Below are 21,272 nucleotides of genomic sequence, written 5' to 3'. Positions count from 1 at the left end.
ATGAATGAGATGCTAATCGGACTGGTTGTTCTGGTGTTGTTATTTGCATTACTTGCGAGTGGATTTTGGGTATCACTTACACTGATGGCAATCAGTGTGGCCGGGATGTACTTAATCAATAACGATGCGTTTGGTTTAATCTACGCCACTACGACATGGGGAGCGGTGTCGGATTGGTCATTAGCCGCTCTACCTCTTTTTATCTGGATGGGAGAAATTCTCTTCCGTACACGATTATCGACGGATCTTTTTGAGGGATTACAGCCATGGCTAGGACGTGTTCCGGGCAAACTTCTCCATGTTAATATTTTAAGTTGTGGCATATTTGCCGCAGTCTCTGGTTCGTCGGCAGCAACAGCAGCAACGATAGGGAAAATGACTTTGCCGGAGCTGAAAAAACAAGGCTATGACGATAAGATGGCGATCGCAACGTTAGCAGGATCGGGCACATTGGGGCTTCTAATTCCTCCGTCCATTATTCTTATTGTATACGGTATTGCCGCGGAAGTTTCCATAGGCCGTTTATTCATCGCGGGTGCTGTACCGGGTATTCTATTGGTTTTGCTATTCATGGGTTATACGGCTTTTTGGGCTAAGACTCATCCAACACTTTCGCCCGATAGCCGTTCTGAGTATTCTTGGGGCGAAAAATGGCGCTCTCTACTGCGTTTAATTCCTGTTGTCTTGCTGATCGGATTCGTTTTAGGTTCAATTTATGCAGGTCTGACAACACCAACAGAAGCGGCATCATTTGGTGTCATCGGTGCATTAGTTCTTGCTATTACTGGTGGAGCTCTGACATGGGAAAGTTTTCAGAGTAGCCTAATGGGCGCGGTAAAAACCTCCTGTATGATCATTTTTATTCTTGCCAGTGCAGCGTTTCTTACGGTTGCGATGGGCTTCATTGGGATTCCTCGAATGTTAGCGGAAGAGATAGCAGCAATGCACCTATCTCCCTATATGTTGCTCTTTTTCCTCACGTTACTTTTTGTAGTTTTAGGCTGTTTTCTGGATGGGATATCTGTTGTAGTGCTGACCACATCCGTTGTACTACCAATGGTCATGCAAGCAGGAATAGATCCTCTGTGGTTTGGTATCTATATCGTATTGGTCGTCGAAATGTCACAGATAACACCACCGGTGGGATTTAATTTATTTGTTATTCAGAGTCTGACCGGACGGAATATTTTGTTTGTTGCCAAAGCGGCAGTTCCATTTTTCTTCCTGCTGTTATTTTCAGTTGTCTTAGTTACGGCATTCCCAAGTATTGTTACTTGGCTACCCACACTCATGGTTCGATAGGGAGGAAACGATGAATGATAAACAAAAGAGCAGTGCTCACATGCCAATTGTATCGTCCTCGCATTTAGCAGAAGAAGCCGTGTTCCTTAGTGAGTTTGAATACGCTCTGAATATGGTTAACCACGCCTTTCAGCGTTGGATGCAATCTTGTTCTTCAACTTGTGGTTATACAGATTTAAGCCCGCTAGATATTCTAGTTATCCATAATATCCAGCATAGGGAAAGGCCGAAACGAATTGCGGATGTAGCCTTTACACTAAACTTGGAAGATTTACATAACGTTTCTTATTCTGTGCGTAAGTTAGCTAAGAAAGGATTGGTCGAAGGTGTTCGTAAAGGAAAAGATACCTATTATCAAGTAAACGAGAAAGGTCACGAGTTTTGTTTACTCTATAGAGATATACGTCGTCAGTGTTTGGTTGATACTCTCAAAAAGCTTAATGTAGATGAAGAGATCAGTGATATTGCAACAATGATGCGCACACTGTCTGGGTTCTACGATCAGGCGTCAAGGGCCGCGCGTTCCTTGTAATTGCGTTCCGCACACGCCAGTTGCAATTTGCAAATTAATTCGCGATTTGCAACTTATATACGCAACAGTGCGCAAAATGTCAGCATTATGTGAGATTAAACGCCTGATTTTAAGTTTTTAAAAGTTGGCACGCTATGTGCTTATTATATCCTGACCCTTCTAAGCCGAGGGTCACCTAGCCAACTGACGTTGTTAGTGAATTTGATTGTTCACACTTTTCAGCCAACCTCCCATATTCGAGGTTGGCTTTTTTTTGCCTGAAATTTAACTTGCCCGCCTGTTTTATAGTCTATAACGTAGATTATGAAAAACTGTCTTTTCGACAAATATTTATCATTAGACTTCATGTCGCTTTTGCCGGTTAATGCGCGCAAATCAGCAGCTATAGGTAAATTTCCTATACTCACTAATAAAACTTTACACAAATGAGAGACTGCCCGTGGAAAAACAAACCCGTCTAGAACAAGTCCGAGATTCTTACAACGTTCAGTATTGGAGCCAAGGTTTTTTTGGTATCGATGATGCTGGCGAAGTGTTCGTCAATCCGAGAAAGGACCAAGCCTATCAGGTTCAACTTAGTCAGATTGTGAATGAGCTACAAGACAAAGGGTTAAATCTACCTGTACTCGTTCGTTTTCCGCAGATTCTTCATCAGCGAGTACACAATATTTGTGATGCATTTAATCAGGCGATTGAAGAATATCAATATCCAAATCCCTATCTTTTAGTCTATCCGATAAAAGTGAACCAGCAGAAAGAGGTTGTCGATGAAATTTTAGCGAGTCAGGCAACGTTAGAAACGAAACAACTGGGCCTTGAAGCGGGTAGTAAACCTGAACTGCTTGCAGTGTTGGCCATGGCGCAACATGCCAGTTCAGTGATTATTTGTAACGGTTACAAAGACCGCGAGTACATTCGTCTTGCACTAATTGGTGAAAAGCTCGGTCATAAAGTCTTTATCGTGCTGGAAAAAATGTCTGAGTTAGACATGGTGTTGCGTGAAGCGAAAAGCCTGGGTGTGACACCGAGACTTGGCATACGGATCCGTCTTGCGTCTCAGGGCGTAGGCAAGTGGCAATCAAGTGGCGGAGAAAAATCTAAATTTGGTTTATCAGCAAGCCAGGTGCTCACGGTTATTTCAAAGCTTAAAGATGAGAACTTATTGTCTTCGTTACAGCTAGTGCATTTTCACTTAGGTTCGCAGATGGCCAATATCCGTGATGTGCGAAACGGTGTGAATGAAGCTGCGCGTTTTTACTGTGAGTTAAGAGAGTTAGGCGCGCAGATTGGTTATTTTGATGTCGGTGGTGGCTTAGCTGTTGACTATGATGGTACCCGGAGCCAATCAACCAGTTCGATGAACTACAGTTTGGTTGAATACGCGCGTAATATCGTCAGCGCACTGAATGATATGTGTGAACTTTACGGGCAGCCCGTACCATCGATTATTTCTGAGTCTGGTCGCTCGATTACAGCGCATCATGCGGTCTTAATCACTAATGTAATCGGTGCAGAAGCTTATCAGCCAGAACAGCTTGATATACCACAGGATGATGCCCCGACATTACTACATAATATGTGGAGAAGTTGGGAAAATATTCATCAAGGTAGCGACGCACGAGCATTGATTGAGATCTACAACGATACACAGAGTGATTTATCTGAAGCGCACAGCCAGTTCGCGACCGGTGTAATTAACCTACAGCACAGAGCTTGGGCTGAACAGGTTGCCCTGAGAATTTTTTACGAATTATCTCGCAAGATGAGTACCAAGAACCGTTTCCATCGTCCTATCTTGGATGAACTGAATGAGCGTTTGGCGGATAAATTCTTTGTTAATTTCTCTCTGTTCCAGTCTCTACCGGATGCCTGGGGGATCGATCAGGTCTTTCCTGTTCTGCCACTTTCTGGGTTGGATAAGGTTGAAGATCGTCGTGCTGTGATGCTCGATATCACTTGTGACTCAGATGGAGCCGTAGAACAGTATGTTGAGGGGCAGGGTATAGAAACAACGCTCCCTGTTCCAGCATGGGATAAAGAGAATAACTACATGCTAGGTTTCTTCTTAGTGGGAGCCTATCAGGAAATCTTAGGTGATATGCACAACTTGTTTGGTGATACGCACAGTGTGGTTGTTGATATTACCGATGATGGTGCTGTCGATATCAAGTTTATTAATGAGGGTGATACCGTCGAAGACATGATGCGTTACGTTCATATTGATATTGAGTTGATTCGCGACAATTACCGATTGCTTGTGAGTCAGCGAGTGGCTATCGAGGAACAGGAGATGATTCTTGAAGAATTGGAGCGTGGTCTGTCCGGTTATACCTATTTAGAGGACTTTTAAGATGGAAGATATTTTCAGCAAGGCTGATTATTCTCTCTATTCAAATGCAATGACATTCATCCGCCAGCCTTACGTTAGAGATCCAAGAGGGTATGAGGCTGATGTTGTTATTCTGGGGGTGCCATTTGATATGGCGACCTCTGGCCGTTCTGGTGCGCGAATGGGGCCTGATTCGATTCGCCGCGCTTCCGTGAATTTATGCTGGGAAGCCAAAAAGTTTCCTTGGGATTTCAGATTACTTGATAAGCTAAATTTGGTTGATGCGGGTGATTTGGTCTTTGATACGGGTGATGCAGAAGACCTCACTCAGCGTTTGGAATTTGCCGCGGATCAGATTCTTCAAGATGGCAAGGCGCTGTTATCATTAGGTGGTGACCATTTTATCACTTTACCTTTGTTACGTGCGCACGCGAAAAAATTTGGCAAAATGTCATTAATCCACTTTGACGCCCATACGGATACTTATCCTCATGGCAGTCAGTATGATCATGGAACGATGTTCTTTCATGCGCCCAATGAAGGTTTAATTGATCCTGAGAGTTCCGTTCAGATAGGTATCAGAACGGAGTACAAAAAGCAGGGCCATCGTTTTAATGTGATTGACGCTCCATTGGCTAATGACTTGTCTGTTACCGACATTGTTAAGCAGGTGAAGACAATCGTAGGTGACAATCCGGTGTATGTTACGTTTGATATTGATTGTCTCGATCCGGCTTTTGCACCTGGTACCGGAACGCCAGTATGTGGTGGATTAAGTAGTGATAAAATCCTCAAGATACTCCGAGGGTTAAGTGGGATTAATATCGTAGGTATGGATGTGGTCGAAGTTGCCCCATCTTACGATCAAAGTGAAATCACTGCTCTTGCCGGTGCGACTATTGCACTTGAATTATTGCACGTCTTTACCCAAAAATAACGTTAAAACCTTCTGATTTATCAGAGGGTTTTATAATCCTTCCAATTTATCCCATCTAATTCATCCATTCCATTATGATTTTATTGTTACTAATAATAAATTTATTACTTATTGTATTTTTCAAATTTTTATTCATTAGACTTTAGTCTATATCTACCATTGGTCACAATAAATCTACATTTTTATGTAATAAAACTACATGATATTTTTGCTATTTTAAATTTTTAACTAACTGAAATATAAGAATTGATAGGTTTTTTTATATTTCATTTTAATTTATTTATTTCATATTAAAAATACTATTTATTGTAATTTTACTAGGTATTATCTATTCACGTTACTATTAATTTTTCTAATTATTTTTACCGATTTTAATGCTAAGTAATGCAAATAAAACTACTTTTATTTGCATGCTTTCTAATTAAAAAGAGACATCATCAACACTATCTAAATTTAATTTAGAATTTAAATTGCGTTTTCTACTAAAACGCAATATTAATTTCACCATAACAAAAGTAACATTTTGTTAACATTGAATTCGGGTTCATATGTTTGGTTCCACATTGGGCTCATGAATGAAAAGTTGGGTGGGTTAAAAAGGAGATGCGAATCAAGTTTATAAATTGGAGCCAACCAATACGTGATTATAAAACAAAGTAAAGTCGAAGAAATCTGTGCCTCTAGGAGCAAAGAATGAAAAAACTGACTTCTATAATAGCAACCGCAGTCATTGCATTTTGTACGAGTTTTTCTGCTGTTTCAGCAGATAAAGAGCATTATAAGTTCGTGATGGTATCTCACATTGGTTCAAACGATGCCAATATGAACTGGTTAACCTTATCGCTTAAAGCGTTTGAAGAGCGTTATCCAGAAGTTACGACTGAATATGTTTCCACGAACGAGTTTAGTATTCAAAAACTCATTCAACTTACCGAGCAAGTTATTGCAACAAACCCCGACGGTATAGCGATACCTATTGTGAGTGCTCAGGCAATGGAGCCTGTACTGAAAAAGGCGATAGATAAAGGTATTCCTGTCGTTGCATTCAATATTCCTGATGGCCGAGATGCAGATAAGAGAATTCCTTATCTGACTTATGTTGGTGGTGATGAGTATCTGACAGGTTACAAACTGGCTCAGTACGCAATTGATCAGGCAAAAGAAGGCAAAATTCCACAGCCTACACAAGTAATGTGTGGTGTGGTTGATGCAGCACACGAAGGTCTGAAAGCTCGTTGTCGTGGTGTTGCTGATGCAATGAAGACAATTGGTGTAAATACCGATGAATTATTCATTGGAGCTGAGCCAGCAAAAGCACGTAACACAATGCAGGCTTATCTGGTTCGCAACAAGAAAACAAACTACATATTCGCTGTAACTTCTTGGGCATCACCATGGGCATACTCTGTTGCTGATGATATGGGACTTGACCCTGCTGTCGATGACAAAGGTATGACTATCGTTACCGTTGATGCTAGCCCAGTTGCTCTGGAAGGCATACGTACTGGTAAGTTGCTCGCGACAAACAGCCAAGGCTTTTGGCTTCAAGGGTACATCCCAATGGAATGGTTGTACTGGTATAAAACTCAGGGTCTAAAACCTTCTTCCGATATTCTTACTGGACCTGTCGTTGTTAACAAAGACAACCTTGATGGTTGGATCAAGCAAGTGCGTATGATTTTTGGTGACGAATACGACAAACAGAACATTTGGTAATTCAGTTTTAGAAAATCATTTAAACGATGAGCTATTAATTAAATTATAAATAAATGCCCGGAGCAGTTTTCCGGGCATATCGGAGAAGAACGATGGGTGGACTGACTCGAGTCTTTATGAAGCGTCCAGACTCTGGCGCAATTATAGGTGTCATCGTGATCTATGGTGTGTTTGCAATCATTGACCAGGTTGGATGGCTAAACTCTTTTACTCAGAAAAATATTTTCCACTTTGCTGCTATTTTGGGATTGATGGCGATAGGTCAGTCAATCGTAATGATGGCCAGGGAAATCGATATTTCCGTCGGGTCTGTTTATGGGCTAAGTGGTATTTCTTTTATTATGTTCGAGCCGCATGTTGGAGTACCAACAGCGGTAATTATGGCATTAGGACTGGCTGCTGTAGCTGGTTTATTAAACGCTTTCTTTGTTCTCTATTTACGTCTGCCTGCGATGATCGTCACGCTAGGTGCGCTTTTCTCAATAAGGGGACTTATCTATGTTGTGTCTGGTGGCAGCGTAAGTTCACTGGATAAAGAAGGCCGTGATCATTGGCTGACTCAAGCTTTTGGCGGGAACTGGTTCGGTGTTGAAAACGCGGTTCTCTGGTGTCTTCTGGTCACTCTTATTCTCTCTGTAGTACTCAACCAAACCCGTTTTGGAAACCACCTTCTTGCTGTTGGTGGAGATCCAGCAAGTGCTCGTTCTCAGGGGATTAGGGTCAATGTGGTTAAAACCATTGCGTTTGTCATGTGCTCTGTTCTGGCTGGATTTAGCGCGATTTTAACCTTAGCGGATCAACCTCAGACTCACGTTACTCTGGGTCAGGAACAAGAACTGGAAGCAATCGCAGCAGCGGTCATCGGTGGAATCATGCTAACTGGCGGTAGAGGAACGATTGTTGGGGCACTATTGGGCGCTCTGATTATTACTGCCGTCCGCTATGAGTTGGTCGCACTAGGAGCGCCATCATCATGGTTTATTACTTTCGTCGGTGTCGTCTTGATTGCTTCGGTCATTTTCAACACTTACATATCCAGAAAAATAATTACGACAGCACATTAATGCTGACGCGCAAATGTGATGAGAAGTCATAAAGAATTATGAGGTACGAGAAATGGACAACAAATCAAAACAACCTTTAATCCAGATGAAGAATATCAACCTTAACTTTGGCGCGTTTCAGGCATTGAAAGATGTGAGCGTTGAATTTGAAGCTGGTCAGCTTATTGGATTGGTCGGAGATAACGGTGCCGGTAAAACAACGCTGATAAGAGTGTTATGTGGGATTCATGCTCCCACGTCTGGTGATGTCTTCCTCAATGGTGAAAAAGTGAAAGAGTTTCACCCCAAGATAGCCATTGATTTCGGTATTGAGACGATTCAACAGTCAGTGGGATTGTGTGGCAACCTTTCTATCGCTCGTAACTACTATCTGGGCCGCGAACCGGTAAAACGTATTCTCGGCATACCTTTCCTCGACTTCAAAGCGATGAAAGATGCCAGCCGAAAAGTTATTCGCTCATTTGGCTTACGTGAAAACGTCAGTCCTGATGATGAAGTCTCTCTACTGTCTGGTGGTGAGCAGCAATCGATCAAAATTGGTCGTGCTGTTGAGGCCAATCAACGGGTTGTTATTATGGACGAACCGACCAACCACCTGTCAGTGCGGGAAAGAGAACACGTCAATGAGTTGGCTGTTCAACTCAAAGAGCAGGGGGTACTGGTTATTTATATAACGCACGATATCTTCCAAGTTCATAAACTCTGTGACCGCATTGTTATCATGGAGAACGGTGAGAAAGTGGTTGATGTGGCGAAATCTGAAATGACAGCTGATGAACTTGAAGAGGTAATCCGTCAAGGAGGGCGTGTTGTCGAAAAGGAGTCGCTAACAAGTAACCTGAAGGTAGTAGGAGGTTAGGCTTATGACTGCTCAAGCAATGTTTTTCCTACGTAGCAGGCCGGAGTTCGGATCAGTATTAATCGCTTTGCTACTCGCACTGTTTTTTTCGGTTTCCTCTGAAGGCGTGTGGCTAAATATTGGTAATATTGAGTCAATTTTTCAGGTGACTGCGATACTTGCGATTATGGCTTTTGGACAGTCGTACGTGATTACGGTAGGCGAAATCGACATCTCAGTTGGCTCAATATTTGGTGTGAGCGCGTTAACGTATCTTGGGTTAGCTGAGTCGATGGGGGCACTCGTTGCCGTACCTGCTGCACTCACTTTTGCTGTGTTCATTGGCTTTTTGAATGGTATCTTCGTCAATTATTTTAGAATACCGTCTCTGATTGCAACGCTGGGTACCCTGTTTGTGTTTCGTGGAATCGCCTATGCGTTAACCGAGGATGCAACCTATGCTGCGACAACTGAGCTTCGAGAAACGAATTTTTTCCATGCGTTTGGAGGCGACAGTTTCCTTGGTTTTAACACCGCAATATGGTGGGCAATCGGTGTGCTCTTCATTCTCCATGTGACGTTATTCTATACGCCGTTTGGTAATCGTATTCTAGCGATTGGTGGACATGAAGGCAGTGCATTATCACGCGGTGTCCGTACGAATCGAATGAAAGTCGTTGCGTTTATGATTTGTGGCCTCACAGCAGGCTTTGCTGGTGTACTTGAAGCCAATCATATCGGCTTTGCTGACGGTTCCTTCGGGCGACTGATGGAATTAGAGGCCATCGCTTCGACCGTACTGGGTGGATGTATTTTGGCTGGTGGCCGCAGTTCTATCATCGGCACTTTATGTGGCGCTTTTATACTCTCTGGTATTCAAAGTTATTTGGTAGTGATGAGTATTCAGCCTCAGTGGTATATGTTCTTCCTTGGCATTATTGTTATTTTGGCCTCATTTTCAAACAACAAAATCGGTAGTTTGATTAAAATTTAATGGCCAAAGACCCATTTCCAACTCCCCCTGGGGATGGGTCTTTTATTCCTGGCTCCGCACACTTTCCCTAGCTACAAGCGTTGGCTCCAACTCGATGACACAACTTTCTTTTCCCGGGCTTGCTAGTCTGTCAACTAAGGTTTCAACTGCAGCTTGTCCCAAACGATATTTTGGCTGATGGATCGTCGTGAGTGGTGGCGTCATAAAGTTCGCAATGTGGATATCATCATAACCAATAATTGACACTTGTTCTGGAATCGCGATATTCAGTTCGTGTGCTGCTTTTAATACCCCCATGGCCATCATATCGTTAGAAACAAAAATGGCAGAGGGTAGCGAGCTATTTTGCGCTAGGTGATGGAATGTTTCGTAGCCGCTTTGGCAAGAAAAGTCGCCATGCGCGACCCAATCAGCGTTGATGGAGAGCTCGTTGTTTTGCATCGCCTGTTTATAGCCATCAAATCGTACTATTGCTTGGTGATTGGTTAAGGGGCCCGTGATACAACCGATTTGCTTATGTCCGTTATCAATCAGATATTGCGTGGCAATTTGACCACCTTTGTAAGAATTATCCTGAATTTTATCGCAGGAAAAGGCAATCGGACCCCAGTCCATAACGACAACAGGAATATCGGGATAGTTAGCAAACAGATTGGGTTTATCACCAGAGAGTGTAGGGCACATAAGAATCAATCCATCGACACGTTTTTGTAGCAGTGTATCAATGGATGTTTTCATTCGCTCGCTGTCTCCTTCAGTATTACAGAGAATCAGATTGTAGCCCTTCTGATAACAGCTGCGCTCAACACCTTTGACCACTTCACCAAAAAATGGGTTAGTAGAGGATGTCATGAGCATACCAAAAGTATGAGTTCGATTTACTTTGAGACTGCGCGCTAAAGCCGATGGTGAATAATTTAATTCAGCAGCGACCTTGAGAACTTTATGGCTGATCTCATCACTCACATAGCGCGATTTATTGATGACATGGCTTACCGTTGAGGTTGACACTCCTGCAATGCGAGCAATATCCTTCATTGTTGCCATGTTTCATCATCCTTGTTTATTTATGCGTTATTACTAAGAAAACTGTCGACTTCACTACGAAGAGGAATAGACGTTTGAGCCCCGGCTTTGGTGACTGACAGAGCCGCAGCTGCGTGTGCAAATCGAATTGAATCATCAAGCGATTTGCCCTCGATAAGTCCGGTAACAAAAGCGCCATTAAAGGTATCACCAGCAGCAGTGGTATCGACCGCATTGACTTTAAACCCGGGAATCACTTTTTGTTCTGAATTCACGCTTAGCCATACACCTTTTGCACCGAGTGTAATTAAAACCATATTTATACCCTTTTGATGAAGCGCATTTGCTGCTGCTTGCGCAGATTTTTCATCCGAGACTTCAATCCCAGTGAGGGTCTGTGCTTCTGTCTCGTTAGGGGTAATGATATCAATAAGTGCTAATAACTCGTCTGGTAGCGATGCTGCCGGAGCTGGATTTAATATAACTTGTGTTTTTGATTCATGAGCAATTTTTGCCGCACACAACACACCTTCTAATGGTGTTTCTAGCTGCATCAAAAGATAATCAGCCTGAACAATGAGGTCAAAACTCTGTTCTACCAGGTTTGCGTTGAGCTTCTCATTGGCCTCCGGTGACAAACAGATGGTATTTTCGCCATCTGCGGATACCTGAATCATGGCTATCCCAGTAGGGCAGGCATTCTGCATTTTTACTGCGCTGATATCAATACCATCATTTTCAAAGTCTTTACGAATATTCTGACCAAATGCATCATCACCAACAGCGGCGATAAACGCTGTTTCTGCACCCATCCGCGCAGCTGCAACGGCCTGATTCGCACCTTTACCACCTGGAATGACGGTATAGTTATGACCAACAAGAGTTTCACCAGGACGAGGGAATTGGGGAACTTGTAATACATGATCGGCATTAACACTGCCGAGTACAACCAATTTGTTCATAGCATTCGAGCCTTTTGCCTAATAAGATAACTTTCTTTTGAATCCTGAATCAGCAAGAGCGTAAAGAAAATAATCTCAACTGCCCAATCGAAAATTCGATTGGGCAGTAAAACATTATTGCTTAGTGACGATTTTTAGTGGAACAGGGATGTTCGCTTCGACGTTATCGCCTTTGAGTAGTTTAACCGCCGTTTCAACACCCAATGAACCAATAAGCTCTGGTTGTTGAGCAACTGTAGCGGCAAGTTTGCCACGATTTACCGCTGCAATACCGTCATCGGTGCCATCGAAACCAACAATAACCACTTTCTTGCCTGAAGCTTGGACTGCTCTTAGTGCACCTAAAGCCATTTCATCATTTTGAGCAAATACTGCCTGTACATCAGGGTTAGCAGCAAGCAAGTTCTCCATTACATTTAGGCCTTTTGTACGGTCAAAATCAGCAGGTTGACTCGCAAGTAGCTGCATTTTGCTGTTTTCGACTGCATTCATGAACCCTTTACCACGCTCACGAGCGGCAGATGTTCCGGCAATACCTTCTAGTTGAATCACTTTAGCATCAGGTGCAACGTGGTCAACGATGTATTTACCTGCCATTTCACCGCCAGCAACGTTATCGGATGCAATATGACTCACTACTTTGCCGTGATTGGCTCCACGGTCTAGCGTAATCACGGGAGTATTGGAACGGTTGGCAATACGAATTGCGTTCGAAACTGCGTCTGAATCAGTTGGGTTAATCAGGATAGCTTTAACACCGCGAACAGTAAGATCTTCTACGTTAGAAAGTTCTTTGCTCGGGTCGTTTTGAGAATCCAGTACAATCAGTTTGTAACCAAGTTCATCTGCCTTGGCTTCCGCTCCATCTTTCATTGAAACAAAGAAAGGGTTGTTCAATGTTGATAGAACGATAGCTATTGTATCTTGCGCATGTGCACTAATCGAAACCGATGAAGCCAGTATCGCTGCAGAGAGTACACTCATCATTTTTTTCATTACTCAATCCTCATATAGGGTATAGGTCACGTTGTGGAGCGTCATTATTTGTTTTTGTTATCTACTAAAACCGCTAGGAAAATGACTAAAGCCTTAGCGATCATTTGGTAATAAGAAGTTACGTCGAGTAGGTTCAAAGCATTGTTCAGAAAACCAATGATCAAAGCACCAATAAGCGTACCCGTAATTTTACCCTTTCCGCCCATTAAACTTGTTCCACCGACAACAACGGCTGCAATAGCATCAAGTTCATAGCCCATTCCGGCGGTAGGTTGAGCTGACGATAGACGTGAGGTCACGATCAAACCCGCTAGGGCAGAAAGCAAGCCGCAGATAGCGTAAACACCTAGTTTGACGCGATCGACGTTGATTCCTGAAAGTCGCGTAGCCGATTCGTTGCCGCCTAGAGCGTAAACATATCGGCCGAAGCGAGTATGATTAAGAAGATACCAAGCCCCAGCAAAGACGAAAGCCATCAGCCATACAGGAACTGGAATACCGAACAGGTAGCCAGTACCGAACCATGCGAAAGCATCAGCAGCGTCGGTAAAGCCTGTTGAAATTGGGCGTCCGTCGGTGTACACCATCGTTACCCCACGAAGCAACGTCATTGTTACGAGTGTGGCGATAAACGCTTGTACTTTCCCTTTTGCGATCGCTAATCCGCTGATGCCACCTAATACAGCGCCGGCACCAAGGGTCACGACTAAGGTGATAAATGTTGGCCATTCCATTTGAACCATTGTGGCGGCAAAAGCACCACATAATGCTAAAACTGAGCCCACACTTAAATCGATTCCCGCGGTGAGAATAACGAGCGTCATCCCTACTGCGATAATGGCGTTAATCGATGTCTGTCTCAATATGTTCAAAATGTTATCGACAGTAAAAAAGTTTGGATTCAAAAATGACACGACAACAATCAAAAACAGTAGCGCGATTAATGACTTTTGCTCTATTAACCATGCTTTACTGAATAGCTTGGTTGAATCTGGAGTGCTGGTGGTATTCATTGATTTTGTACTCATACTGCTGTCTCACTCACCTGTTTACCTACGGCACAGGCCATTATTTTTTCTTGATTGGCTTCCTGAGCGGTAAATTCGCCCGTGATATGCCCTTCATGCATAACTAAAATTCGATCACTCATGCCCAACACTTCTGCCATTTCTGAAGAGACGAGGATGATACTCATACCTTCAGATTTGAATTGGTTGATCAACTGATAAATCTCTTTCTTTGCACCAACGTCCACGCCTCGAGTAGGCTCATCGAGAATGAGAACTTTAGGTCGGGTCATTAGTCCTTTGGCAATAGCTACTTTTTGTTGGTTGCCACCAGAGAGGTTACCAATAATTTGGTTTCGGCCCGGTGTTTTGACATTAAACAGTTGGATAAAGTCATCGACTGCCAGTGCTTCTTCCGCATGGGAAATCTGTAGTCCTTTGGATAGTTGCTTGAGAGCACATATGGACATATTTTCTTTTACAGAGAGCCCGAGAACCAACCCGTCTCCTTTACGATCCTCAGAGATATAAGCGATTCCGCTTTTTAATCCTTCTTTTGGTGTGTTGGGATTAATTAACTGTTGGTCTAAAAGGACATCACCCTGAGTTCGTTTTAGCGCTCCGTAAATTACTTTCATCAATTCAGTACGACCTGCGCCCATCAAGCCCGAAATACCCAGTATTTCTCCCTGATGTAGTTGGAAACTAACGTTGTTAACGCCAGGGCCACTCACATTGACCACTTCTAGGCTGACTGAACCTTCTTTCACTGCGACGCGAGGGTATTGTTCTTCGAGCTTGCGACCAACCATCATTTCAATCAGACCGTCTTCATTGGTATCGACGACAGGGCATTCCGCTATAAATTTCCCGTCTCTGAGAACCGTAATGTCATCACAGATTTCAAAGATCTCTTTAAGGCGATGAGAGATATATACGATCCCACACCCCTGAGATCGTAACTCATTAATGACATTAAAAAGTGATAGTGTTTCTGTGTCTGTCAGTGCATCAGTGGGTTCATCCATGATGATCACTTTGGCGTCAAAAGAGAGTGCTTTGGCGATCTCAACCATTTGCTGCTCACCAAGACTCAGGTTGCCTAAGATTTCATTCGAACTGTGTTTCACGTTGAGGCGAGCAAGCAGTTTGTTCGCTTCTTGAAACATCTTATTCCATTGAATCTTACCGAAGACGTTGACATATTCTCGGCCAAGAAAAATGTTCTCTGCTATGGTCAGTTCTGGAATGAGGTTTAATTCCTGATGAATAATACTGATACCAGCTTCCTGAGAATCTTTCGTACCTTTAAATGCCACCTCTTTTCCCTGATAACGGATATTACCACCGTCGAGATTGTAAATTCCGGTAAGAACTTTCATCAATGTTGATTTGCCGGCACCATTTTCACCCATAAGAGCCATTACCTTGCCTGGGTAAACTTTGAGGCAGGCATTATCGAGGGCCTTAACACCTGGAAAGGCCTTCTCTATTGCATTGAGTTCGAGGATCGGTTGAGTCATCTTTACTCCTAAATCGGTTTGTAAGGTTAGTTAAAAAACCACACCAGATTTAAAGATAACGTTGGCGTATGCCGTAAATTCACCCGTTCTAACGATTGCCTTACTGTTATGAGTGAGTTGCTTGAATTCTTCATGAGAAACATAGCAAATATCGATGGCTTCTCCGGTTCTCTTCTCTTCCTGATCCAACACTCGCATGAGTTGTTCATGATGCTCTGGACTGACTTCCTTAAACTCTTTGGCAAGAATGACGGCTTCTACTTTCATTTCTGCAATTACGGTTTGAACGGTTCTAATAAACTCCGGTACCCCATGGCAAAGTGCGAGGTCAATACGTTGAACATGGTCTGGTATTGGCAGGCCTGCATCGGAGATCGTAATTTCATCAGTGTGTCCTAGTCGTGAGATTAGATAGGACAGTTCGGAATTTAAGAGAGTGTTCTTTTTCATATTTGTCGCCTTGCAAAAACAAGAAAAAAGAGTGGGCAGACGGTCAGTATAAGAAGATTTTCTGGTCGTATTGCGAACTCATCGAAACGTTTCGATGGATAATCTATGAATCTATCAATCTTTGCTACACCGAGTCGTTAGTTATGTGAGGAAGATCTTTTTCTTCTTCATTTTCTTATTTAAAAAGTCCGCAAATCTCACAATGAAGTAGACCAACTTGTCCTTGCTATAGCCTATCTTGATCACATTTCTGGAGCGATAATTTTGCTAAAACGGCCTAAATATATTTAGGAAAGCTATAAAAATGGACATAACTGCTATGTTCTTTTTTCTGTGTTTAGCGTAACAAACAGCAGAGGGTTTAACCGGGTAATATTACTAATATTATAACTAATAATATTATTTTATTTTTAAATAACGAAATAAAACAAGAGGTTAAACTCATGTACAAATTCAAACTATCTGTACTCGAAAAGGTGGGGTTTGGTGCAGGTGATATGGCAGTGAATGTCGTCATTTCATCTATGATGCTGATCATTACCTTTTTTTATACCGATGTATTCGGTATTCAATCCAAAGACTTGGCGATGTTATTTATCGCAGTCAGACTGATTGACGCTGTAACGGATCCTATTATGGGTATGATCACCGATAAAGTTCGTACTCGGTGGGGACGCTATCGTCCCTATATGCTTTTCCTAGCCATTCCGTTTGGTATTTCAGTGTTCCTCGCCTTCAGCACGCCGAACTGGGACTATAACGAAAAACTTATTTACGCTTACGCAACGTATATCCTTGTAACGATAATGTTTACTGCGGTTACCATTCCTTATATATCACTTATTAGTGTGTTGACTGATGATCCGAAAGAGCGTTTGTCAGCCAATGGCTATCGATTGTTCTTTGCAAAAATCGCGGCCTTTTTAGTAACCATTATCGTGCCACAACTTTCCGAGGCTTGGGGACAGAATAACATTCAACTCGGCTATAAATACGCGATGGGTTTAATGGCTTTGATGGGAACTCTATTGTTTCTATTTTGCTTTTTCACCACGAAGGAACGTATCGAACATCAGGTTGATAAAAAGCCTTTCATGAGTCAGCTAAAACTACTGATGAAAAATGATCAGTGGGTCATCCTGTGTTTGGTCTGTGTCTCCGGAACGGTTGGATACACGGTTCGAGGTTCGGTTGCCGCTTATTACGCAAAATATTACCTCGGTGGTGATGCAACCGTGATATCGGCTTTCCTCGCAACAGGTGTTGCTGCTGCGATTCTTGCAATGGTGGCTTCGACATGGATTACCAAATCTTACTGCAAAATAAAACTGTTTCGTTATAGCCAAATAGGAGTGATGGTGCTCAGTGCGATGCTCTATTTGTTTGTGGGACAAAACGATTTAGCTTTAGCGTTTGTACTCTATTTTCTGGTCTCTTTCGTTGTGGACTTACATGCACCAGTCTTTTGGTCTGCTATCGCTGAAGCCGTTGATTATGGAGAGTTCAAAAGTGGTAAAAGGGTGTCAGGATTATCATTTGGTGGAATATCATTTTGTCAGAAATTTGGAATGGGTATTGCTGGCGCTATTGTTGGTTGGCTACTGACCTTCTTTGATTATGTACCGAATCAGGAGCAGACAGGATTTGCGCTAACCGGAATTGCCTTGATGCTCACCATCATTCCCGGAATATTCCATTTGATCATGGGTCTATTAATGTTCCGCTATAAAGTAACAGACAACTATTACCACACCATGATCGGTCGTAATCATCTTCAGGGCAAAGAAACACCCGAGTGGCAAGAAGATGAATCTGATCCAACATCAACTGTTTCTACTGCGGCGGTCAAATAAGGAGTATCTGATGACGAATAATCCAATTATTGAACAGCGTGCCGATCCACATATTTATAAGCACACAGATGGCTTTTATTATTTTACCGCTTCCGTTCCTGAATATGACCGGATTGAAATTCGCAAGGCCAGTTCAATAGAAGAGCTAAATATTGCAGAGAAGGTGGTCGCTTGGCGTAAACCCGATACAGGCCCATACTCAGATTTGATTTGGGCTCCTGAGATTCATTATCTGTTTGGTGCTTGGTACATCTATTTTGCTGCAGCACCTTGCCGCGAGATTAAGGATGGGCTATTTCAGCATCGGATGTACGCGATTTCAACGCAAAGCGATGATCCGACCGAAGGGCAATGGGAGTTCTGTGGTCAGATCGAGACCGACATGGATACATTTTGTCTGGATGCCACAACCTTCGCTCATCTTAATAAGCAGTACTACGTCTGGGCGCAGAAAGATCCTGAAGTCGCGGGAAACTCGAATCTGTACATAGCAGAAATGCTGTCACCAACAAGGCTAAAATTACCTGGCGTATGTATTTCGAAACCTGAGTTTGACTGGGAAGTAAAAGGATTTATGGTCAATGAGGGGCCCTATGTGATGAACCGTCATGGGAAAGTGTGGATTACCTATTCTGCTAGTGCCACGGATGAGAATTATTGTATGGGTATGCTGTGTGCTGACGAAGATGACAATCTTTTAGAAAAAGGGAGTTGGAGTAAATCACCTGAACCTGTTTTTTGTACCAACTATGATATTGGCGTTTACGGACCGGGTCATAGCTGTTTTACCACGGGGTGTGAAGGTGAGGATTTGTTGGTATACCACGCACGGGATTATACGGAGATTGAGGGCGATCCATTGTGGGACCCGAATAGGCATACCCGAATTAAAGCTTTCGAATGGATAGATGGTTGGCCAACTTTCGGCTTAGCCATCTAGTACTTTGATTGAATAAAGCAGCGTACCACCGCTGCTTTTTATTTATTGGTGGCTCAAAACGTAGCGATTCGAAATCCAGCGGGCAGATAGCGGGCCTAAAATCATCACAATGAAAAATCTCGCCAGCTGCATTGCCATGACGAATGGAACATTGGCTCCAGCAGAGGTAGCAATGATCGCCACCGAGTCTGCTCCACCAGGGCTTGTTGCTAAAAAGGCGGAAACAAAATCAACATCGCTCACGGCTGTAATAACGAAGGCAAGAAGAACATTCGAGAAGAGCAATACCAGAATCGATCCTAAAATGATGGGTAATGAATGAAAGACATGCCTTAAAACGGATTTACTGAAGCGAAAACCGATTCCCCAGCCTAATAATGCATAAGCAAGCGCGAGAATAGTCGCAGGCAATGGAGTGGGTATGGGATAGATTAAATTCACCACAAAGCCAAGAAACATCGGCGTAAGTAAGGCTCCACCGGGTAGTCGATACCGTTTGCCAATATAGACGCCCGCAACAATCAGGACAACTTTAATGGCAATATCACTATTTAAGGAAAAAGTAAGCCAGTGCTGAGCATGCTGAACCGCGTCTGTTGGCTCTGAAATAAAACGAGCGACCAGCATTGTTGCGATTGCACAGCAGACAACGCGGCTGTACTGCATAAAAGCAACGATACGCATGTCTGCACCGTAACTTTCACTCATCAGCGTCATCACGCTGGCAGCGCCCGGAGATATACCCCATACCGCAGTGGAACCAGGAAGTTGTTTTGCGTGTGCAACGTACCAACCTACAATGGCAGATACGAGTAACGTCGATAGCGTTCCGAATAGAAAGATAGGCCATTGAGCTGTGAATTCTCCCCAGACGTGCATGGGCAGGTGCTCAATGATCATCATTCCAACAAACCCCTGAGCTAGAGAAAAGACGGTTTTATCTAGGCGAAAAGCCGTTCCTGACGATGCTAAAGTGACTGCTGCAATCATAGGGCCAAGCATTAAAGCCGCGGGTAAGCGAAAGTATTCCAATATCATCATATTAACGATAGAGAATGAGATGAGCCCAGCCCATTTTAAGGATGTTGAAGCAGTCATAATTTATATTTAGAAAATAGAAAAACGAGAGACGTTACCTTAAAGTAAAGGTCTTCGTTGTTGCCACCTTGGCAATTTTAGGGAATATTTGTTTGAATACACTTTGGTGTAAATCAGTATCGAGACCAGAACAGGCATCTTCGAGAACAACCATATTGTATCCTAATTCCCAGCCGTGACGAACTGTTGATTCAACACCCATGTTGGTCGCAATACCACCAATAACAATATTTTTGATGCCTCTGCGACGTAATTGCAGATCGAGTTCTGTACCGGTAAAAGCACCCCACTGGCGTTTTGTTACTCTGAGATCATTTGGCTGAGAAAGGCCTTCTGCTAATTCAGACCAGCCCTCAGGCATACCACCTTCGGGTCTTTGCGTTGGTGAATCCACTTCATTTCCTGGCACATCGCCATAGTCGTCATGCCATCCAACGTTGACGAGAACAACAGGAGAGCCATTATCACGAAATTGTTGAGCCAGGTTTTTACCCTGTTGTAAGCAATGCTCAGATGAGTAGGGTTGGGTAGGAAGAGCCAGAATACCGTTTTGCAAATCGATAAGAACAAGCGCGGTTTCATTGGCTTTTAAAGTCAGCATAAATCCCCCTTAGGTCGTGACTAAACCTCTAGTATTGAATCGTGTTCACGAACTTTGGTCAAACTTTTTATTTTTCACTCAATGGAGGAAACGACTTTGTGCATTTTCCATTCTATAGCCTAAGCTTTTAAAGCCTATTATTTGGTGGGAGAAAAGCGTATGGGTCAGACAGAAATGCTCAATCGGCTAAATGAGTTGCCGCGAATTAAAGCATTGCTTCAGGAAATTCTGGAAATGGTTAATCAGGAAGAGGTCGATTTTGGTGCTCTCGCGAAAAAGTTATCCATGGATCAGGTGTTAACTGCGCGACTTTTGCGGATGGCTAACTCCGCACATTTTGCAGGTAACAAAACAATATCAACAGTAAATGACGCGCTTATTCGTGTCGGTATCGGTGCCGTCAAAACCTTAGTAGTGGCATCTGTGTTGTCCAGTGTATTTAGTGGTGTAAAAACACTTGATATGGAAAAATACTGGGAAGACACTTTTGAAGTGTCGGTTATTGCGAGTCAATTGGCTGTAGCATCGGGCTTAGATAAGAACGAAGCTTTTACTATTGGTGTTCTCCACAATATGGGCGAACTCATGATTCATACGTTGGTTCCTGAGCAAGCTGTATTGATTCAGGAAAAAGTAAAATCGGGGATGAACCCATGGTTGGCGCAAAGGGAGATTTTAGAGACAACATCGCCTGCACTAGGCGGAAAATTAGCCTCAAGCTGGAAGTTTCCTGATTCTATGACCGATGCGATAGAACATTATGATAATCCAGTGGAAGCGACTAAGAGCCAAAAGTACGCCATGTTGATTCACTTTGCACGAGATATAAACGAAGCATGGGATACGTTTATCAGTGAGCAACAAAAAGCCCTGTTCTTGGCCGAACATCCTGATAGTCGAGTACTTAATATATCTGCGGCCTTCGTTGCAAAAATTGATCAACACCGCGGAGAAGGAATGGAGTTAGCTCATCAAATGGCTGCTGCATAGTTAAAAACTGTCTAATCTTTTTTGGTAATCCTCGTTTGAGAGGATTACCAGCTTGATTCATATCAACTCGTAGTGAATTAACGTCATACAACCCTACTTCGTATTTGCATTGTA

The 21,272-nt window shown here is 43.1% G+C and carries 19 protein-coding genes; 11 read left to right on the top strand and 8 right to left on the bottom strand.

Annotation, left to right across the window (positions count from 1 at the left end; translation table 11 throughout):
• The 8 genes from EES38_RS02640 (at position 1) to EES38_RS02605 (ending at position 9,712) form a co-directional block, all read left to right on the top strand.
• Positions 1–1,302, top strand: a complete 1,302-nt coding sequence (locus EES38_RS02640) for a TRAP transporter large permease (RefSeq protein ID WP_124935604.1) — start codon at positions 1–3, stop codon at positions 1,300–1,302.
• A 10-nt stretch (positions 1,303–1,312) separates the two neighbouring features.
• Complete coding sequence (locus EES38_RS02635) at positions 1,313–1,834, top strand: winged helix DNA-binding protein (RefSeq protein WP_124935603.1); 522 nt, start codon at positions 1,313–1,315, stop codon at positions 1,832–1,834.
• Positions 1,835–2,273: 439 nt separating this feature from the next.
• Positions 2,274–4,184, top strand: a complete 1,911-nt coding sequence (gene speA, locus EES38_RS02630) for an arginine decarboxylase (RefSeq protein ID WP_124935602.1) — start codon at positions 2,274–2,276, stop codon at positions 4,182–4,184.
• A 1-nt stretch (position 4,185) separates the two neighbouring features.
• Complete coding sequence (speB, locus tag EES38_RS02625) at positions 4,186–5,100, top strand: agmatinase (RefSeq protein WP_124935601.1); 915 nt, start codon at positions 4,186–4,188, stop codon at positions 5,098–5,100.
• A 693-nt stretch (positions 5,101–5,793) separates the two neighbouring features.
• On the top strand, positions 5,794–6,816 hold the full coding sequence (locus EES38_RS02620) for a substrate-binding domain-containing protein (protein WP_124935600.1): 1,023 nt from the start codon (positions 5,794–5,796) through the stop codon (positions 6,814–6,816).
• Positions 6,817–6,908: 92 nt separating this feature from the next.
• Positions 6,909–7,880, top strand: a complete 972-nt coding sequence (locus EES38_RS02615; RefSeq protein WP_208020388.1) for an ABC transporter permease — start codon at positions 6,909–6,911, stop codon at positions 7,878–7,880.
• Positions 7,881–7,932: 52 nt separating this feature from the next.
• A complete protein-coding gene (locus EES38_RS02610) occupies positions 7,933–8,739 on the top strand; it encodes an ATP-binding cassette domain-containing protein (RefSeq protein WP_124935599.1) in 807 nt (268 codons plus the stop codon).
• Positions 8,740–8,743: 4 nt separating this feature from the next.
• A complete protein-coding gene (locus tag EES38_RS02605) occupies positions 8,744–9,712 on the top strand; it encodes an ABC transporter permease (protein ID WP_124935598.1) in 969 nt (322 codons plus the stop codon).
• A 42-nt stretch (positions 9,713–9,754) separates the two neighbouring features.
• Here EES38_RS02605 and EES38_RS02600 read toward each other — a convergent pair whose 3' ends face one another.
• The 6 genes from EES38_RS02600 to rbsD all read right to left on the bottom strand — a co-directional run bounded on the left by EES38_RS02600 (position 9,755) and on the right by rbsD (position 15,676).
• On the bottom strand, positions 9,755–10,759 hold the full coding sequence (locus EES38_RS02600; protein ID WP_124935597.1) for a substrate-binding domain-containing protein: 1,005 nt from the start codon (positions 10,757–10,759) through the stop codon (positions 9,755–9,757).
• Positions 10,760–10,779: 20 nt separating this feature from the next.
• Positions 10,780–11,700: a ribokinase gene (gene rbsK, locus EES38_RS02595; RefSeq protein WP_124935596.1), complete on the bottom strand. Its 921-nt coding sequence runs from the start codon at positions 11,698–11,700 to the stop codon at positions 10,780–10,782.
• A 114-nt stretch (positions 11,701–11,814) separates the two neighbouring features.
• Positions 11,815–12,696, bottom strand: coding sequence for a ribose ABC transporter substrate-binding protein RbsB (gene rbsB, locus EES38_RS02590; RefSeq protein WP_124935595.1), 882 nt, complete (start codon positions 12,694–12,696; stop codon positions 11,815–11,817).
• A gap of 44 nt (positions 12,697–12,740) precedes the next feature.
• The gene (gene rbsC, locus EES38_RS02585) at positions 12,741–13,724 is read right to left on the bottom strand and encodes a ribose ABC transporter permease (protein WP_124935594.1); all 984 of its coding nucleotides are present in this window, start codon (positions 13,722–13,724) and stop codon (positions 12,741–12,743) included.
• Positions 13,721–15,226 (bottom strand): ribose ABC transporter ATP-binding protein RbsA, encoded by a 1,506-nt coding sequence (gene rbsA, locus EES38_RS02580; RefSeq protein WP_124935593.1) that lies wholly within the window; start codon positions 15,224–15,226, stop codon positions 13,721–13,723. Before rbsA ends, rbsC begins: the two co-directional genes overlap by 4 nt.
• A gap of 30 nt (positions 15,227–15,256) precedes the next feature.
• Complete coding sequence (rbsD, locus tag EES38_RS02575; protein WP_124935592.1) at positions 15,257–15,676, bottom strand: D-ribose pyranase; 420 nt, start codon at positions 15,674–15,676, stop codon at positions 15,257–15,259.
• Positions 15,677–16,119: 443 nt separating this feature from the next.
• Between rbsD and EES38_RS02570 the strand changes: the two genes are divergently transcribed.
• Both EES38_RS02570 and EES38_RS02565 read left to right on the top strand, forming a co-directional pair.
• Positions 16,120–17,529 (top strand): MFS transporter, encoded by a 1,410-nt coding sequence (locus tag EES38_RS02570; protein ID WP_124935591.1) that lies wholly within the window; start codon positions 16,120–16,122, stop codon positions 17,527–17,529.
• A 10-nt stretch (positions 17,530–17,539) separates the two neighbouring features.
• Complete coding sequence (locus EES38_RS02565) at positions 17,540–18,469, top strand: glycoside hydrolase family 43 protein (protein WP_124935590.1); 930 nt, start codon at positions 17,540–17,542, stop codon at positions 18,467–18,469.
• 42 nt (positions 18,470–18,511) lie between these two features.
• Here the strand turns inward: EES38_RS02565 and EES38_RS02560 are convergent, their stop codons facing one another.
• Together EES38_RS02560 and EES38_RS02555 are read right to left on the bottom strand one after the other, a co-directional pair.
• The gene (locus tag EES38_RS02560) at positions 18,512–19,567 is read right to left on the bottom strand and encodes an AbrB family transcriptional regulator (RefSeq protein ID WP_124935589.1); all 1,056 of its coding nucleotides are present in this window, start codon (positions 19,565–19,567) and stop codon (positions 18,512–18,514) included.
• Positions 19,568–19,601: 34 nt separating this feature from the next.
• Positions 19,602–20,168, bottom strand: a complete 567-nt coding sequence (locus EES38_RS02555; RefSeq protein WP_124935588.1) for a hydrolase — start codon at positions 20,166–20,168, stop codon at positions 19,602–19,604.
• Positions 20,169–20,327: 159 nt separating this feature from the next.
• Between EES38_RS02555 and EES38_RS02550 the strand changes: the two genes are divergently transcribed.
• Complete coding sequence (locus EES38_RS02550; RefSeq protein ID WP_124935587.1) at positions 20,328–21,158, top strand: HDOD domain-containing protein; 831 nt, start codon at positions 20,328–20,330, stop codon at positions 21,156–21,158.
• Positions 21,159–21,272: the final 114 nt, after the last annotated feature.

The sequence above is a fragment of the Vibrio viridaestus genome (genome assembly GCF_003856525.1).
Classification (GTDB): Bacteria; Pseudomonadota; Gammaproteobacteria; order Enterobacterales; family Vibrionaceae; genus Vibrio; species Vibrio viridaestus.
The sequence above is the reverse complement of the archived record's forward strand: the minus strand, read 5'-3'. Positions and strand labels throughout refer to the sequence as shown.

Coding starts and splice junctions, on each gene's coding strand:
- EES38_RS02640 (WP_124935604.1), top strand. CDS start 1: ATGAATGAGATGCTAATCGGACTGGTTGTTCTGGTGTTGTTATTTGCA.
- EES38_RS02635 (WP_124935603.1), top strand. CDS start 1,313: ATGAATGATAAACAAAAGAGCAGTGCTCACATGCCAATTGTATCGTCC.
- speB (WP_124935601.1), top strand. CDS start 4,186: ATGGAAGATATTTTCAGCAAGGCTGATTATTCTCTCTATTCAAATGCA.
- EES38_RS02620 (WP_124935600.1), top strand. CDS start 5,794: ATGAAAAAACTGACTTCTATAATAGCAACCGCAGTCATTGCATTTTGT.
- EES38_RS02615 (WP_208020388.1), top strand. CDS start 6,909: ATGGGTGGACTGACTCGAGTCTTTATGAAGCGTCCAGACTCTGGCGCA.
- EES38_RS02610 (WP_124935599.1), top strand. CDS start 7,933: ATGGACAACAAATCAAAACAACCTTTAATCCAGATGAAGAATATCAAC.
- EES38_RS02605 (WP_124935598.1), top strand. CDS start 8,744: ATGACTGCTCAAGCAATGTTTTTCCTACGTAGCAGGCCGGAGTTCGGA.
- EES38_RS02600 (WP_124935597.1), bottom strand. CDS start 10,759: ATGGCAACAATGAAGGATATTGCTCGCATTGCAGGAGTGTCAACCTCA.
- rbsK (WP_124935596.1), bottom strand. CDS start 11,700: ATGAACAAATTGGTTGTACTCGGCAGTGTTAATGCCGATCATGTATTA.
- rbsB (WP_124935595.1), bottom strand. CDS start 12,696: ATGAAAAAAATGATGAGTGTACTCTCTGCAGCGATACTGGCTTCATCG.
- rbsC (WP_124935594.1), bottom strand. CDS start 13,724: ATGAGTACAAAATCAATGAATACCACCAGCACTCCAGATTCAACCAAG.
- rbsA (WP_124935593.1), bottom strand. CDS start 15,226: ATGACTCAACCGATCCTCGAACTCAATGCAATAGAGAAGGCCTTTCCA.
- rbsD (WP_124935592.1), bottom strand. CDS start 15,676: ATGAAAAAGAACACTCTCTTAAATTCCGAACTGTCCTATCTAATCTCA.
- EES38_RS02570 (WP_124935591.1), top strand. CDS start 16,120: ATGTACAAATTCAAACTATCTGTACTCGAAAAGGTGGGGTTTGGTGCA.
- EES38_RS02565 (WP_124935590.1), top strand. CDS start 17,540: ATGACGAATAATCCAATTATTGAACAGCGTGCCGATCCACATATTTAT.
- EES38_RS02560 (WP_124935589.1), bottom strand. CDS start 19,567: ATGACTGCTTCAACATCCTTAAAATGGGCTGGGCTCATCTCATTCTCT.
- EES38_RS02555 (WP_124935588.1), bottom strand. CDS start 20,168: ATGCTGACTTTAAAAGCCAATGAAACCGCGCTTGTTCTTATCGATTTG.
- EES38_RS02550 (WP_124935587.1), top strand. CDS start 20,328: ATGGGTCAGACAGAAATGCTCAATCGGCTAAATGAGTTGCCGCGAATT.